Genomic DNA, 2,511 nt, shown 5'->3' on the forward strand with positions numbered 1-2,511 from the left:
TGAACAGTGATGTTCAGCAGTGTTCAGCGTAAATGTATCAGACCCATTCCACTATGGCAGAGGAGAAGCCAAAAACCCACTCTCCGGCTTTTGCCAGGCATGCTCGCTATAGTGGAAGCCGAGTTGCGGGATAGATTCTGTGTTGCAGGCTTCTCCTTTCTTCCAGGCCGGGCGGATGGGCGCCTATCCCCTGGGCTCAGGCTGCTATCACTTCTCGGTGTGGGCGCCCTTGGTTGAGCAGGTGGAGCTGAAGCTGCTCAGCCCTGTCCAACGTTGCTTTACTCTAGTGCGGGATGAGCAGGGCTATTGGCAGGGGGAGGTGGACGGGATCCCACCTGGGCCAGTGGACTACCTCTACCGCCTGCACACCTCAGCAGGGGTAGTGGAGCGGCCGGATCCCGCTTCCCGCTGCCAGCCCTACGGCGTCCACGGCCCTTCGCGGGTGGTGGATCCCCACTTCGACTGGCAGGATCAGGGGTGGAAGGGGATCCCCCTGTCTCAGTGGATCCTCTACGAGCTGCATGTGGGCACCTTTACCCCTGAGGGCACCTTTGCTGCTCTGATCCCTCGCCTGCCGGAGTTGGTGGAGTTGGGGGTAAACGTGCTGGAGCTGATGCCGGTGGCCCAGTTTCCAGGAGAGCGCAACTGGGGCTACGACGGCGTCTACCCCTACGCGGTGCAGACCAGCTATGGAGGAGCGGCAGGCTTCAAAGCCCTAGTCAATGCCTGCCACCAACTGGGTTTGGCCGTCATCTTGGATGTGGTCTACAACCACCTGGGGCCGGAGGGGAACTACCTGCGGGATTTTGGCCCCTACTTCACCGACAAGTACCACACCCCTTGGGGGGATGCCCTCAACTTCGACGACCGCTATTCTGACGGCGTGCGAGAGTTTTTCCTACAAAACGCCGAGTACTGGCTGGAGGAGTTTCATCTCGATGGGCTGCGGCTGGACGCGGTGCATGCCATCTACGACTTCAGCGCCTACCCCTTCTTGCAGGAATTGGCAGAGCAGGTGGATGCCCTAGAAGCTCGCACTGGCCGGCCCAGGGTTCTCATTGCCGAAAGCGACCTCAACGATGTCCGCCTCATCACCCCCCGAGAGCAAGGGGGCTACGGGCTAGATGCCCAGTGGTGCGATGACTTCCACCACTCACTTCACACCCTGCTTACCGGGGAAAAGACAGGCTACTACCAGGACTTTGGCGAATTGGAGCACCTGGCCAAGGCTTACCGGGAGAGCTACGTTTATTCTGGCCAGTACTCCTGCTACCGCGCCAGGCGTCACGGCAACTCCGCTGTTGGGCGACCGGGATCCCAATTTGTGGTCTGCATTCAAAACCACGACCAGGTGGGCAACCGCAGGCTGGGAGAGCGCCTTAGCCAGCTCACCTCTTTCGAGGGCCTCAAATTGGCTGCCGCTGCCCTGCTGCTAGCTCCCATGCTGCCGCTGCTATTTATGGGGGAAGAGTATGGGGAAGTGGCGCCATTTCTGTATTTTGTCAGCCACGGGGATCCCGACCTGGTGGAAGCGGTACGACAGGGACGCCGCCGCGAGTTCAGCGCCTTTGCCTGGCAGGGAGAGCCGCCGGATCCCCAAGCTGAGGAGACTTTCCTGCGCTCCAAGCTGAATTGGGACTTGAAAAAAGCCGGTCACCACCAGGTTCTCTGGAAGTGGTACCAGGCCCTGATCCGGCTGCGCAAAACCCAGCCGGCCCTCCAGCATCTGGAGCGGGACGGGGTGGAAGTGGAGCTCTTTTCCAACTCTGGCCTAGCTCTGCACCGCCGCCAGGGATCCCAGGCTTTGCTTGCCCTTTTCAATTTCAGCCCCGATCAGCCAGTCACCTATACCCAATGGCCCAGCGGCACCTGGGAAAAACTTTTGGACAGCCATGAGACCCAGTGGTTGGGAAAGGGATCCCAACTGCCGGCAGAAAGCCAAGGGGATCCGGTTGAGGTACTGGGCTATGGGGTGGGCCTCTATGGTGCTTTGCACCGCTAACGCAGATGGCTGCGGCCAGAAGGGAAATCTCGACCGCTCCAGACCTGGCAAACGGAAACGGTCTAGCCGATCTTCGCGCCGCGGAAATAGAGGGAGTCAGGCAAGGGCCTGCGGGCGAGGCTGGGATTTCGGGAAGGTTTGCTCACCGGTTGGCCGCGATAGGTCAGCTTGGGCTTGGCAGGGTTGCCCGTAGGAGCAGCCTCTGGTTGGGACTGCACGGGTACGCCCGGCGACAGTTGAGCCCACACTTCCGCGTGATTCTCAAACTGCACCACAATGCTAAGAAATCCCCTTTCAATGTCGGCGCAACAGGCAGATATCGCGTCTTGGGCGCGTTTGTACACTTGCCGACGGGCGTAGAAGTGATTCTGAAACCTGATCACCTCCACCAAACCCTGAGGAGTCGAAGCCCAGAAGCCACTCTCTGCATCGCTGTAGTCGAGAATAACCATGGCTAACTCCTACAGTAAACTACCCGACCCTGACTGCTTCGCAGTACAGGGCGGGCT

2 protein-coding genes are annotated in these 2,511 nt (G+C 59.9%); one reads left to right on the forward strand and one right to left on the reverse strand.

The window, feature by feature from the left end; all coding sequences use genetic code 11:
* Nucleotides 1-139: 139 nt before the first annotated feature.
* Nucleotides 140-2,002, forward strand: a complete 1,863-nt coding sequence (gene treZ, locus NW843_RS12585; protein ID WP_414523109.1) for a malto-oligosyltrehalose trehalohydrolase — start codon at nt 140-142, stop codon at nt 2,000-2,002.
* A 62-nt stretch (nt 2,003-2,064) separates the two neighbouring features.
* Here treZ and NW843_RS12590 read toward each other — a convergent pair whose 3' ends face one another.
* Nucleotides 2,065-2,454, reverse strand: coding sequence for a hypothetical protein (locus tag NW843_RS12590; RefSeq protein ID WP_414400000.1), 390 nt, complete (start codon nt 2,452-2,454; stop codon nt 2,065-2,067).
* Between the last annotated feature and the right edge of the window lie 57 nt (nt 2,455-2,511).

The organism is Synechococcus sp. R5-12, assembly GCF_047502655.1.
Classification (GTDB): domain Bacteria; phylum Cyanobacteriota; class Cyanobacteriia; order Thermostichales; family Thermostichaceae; genus Thermostichus.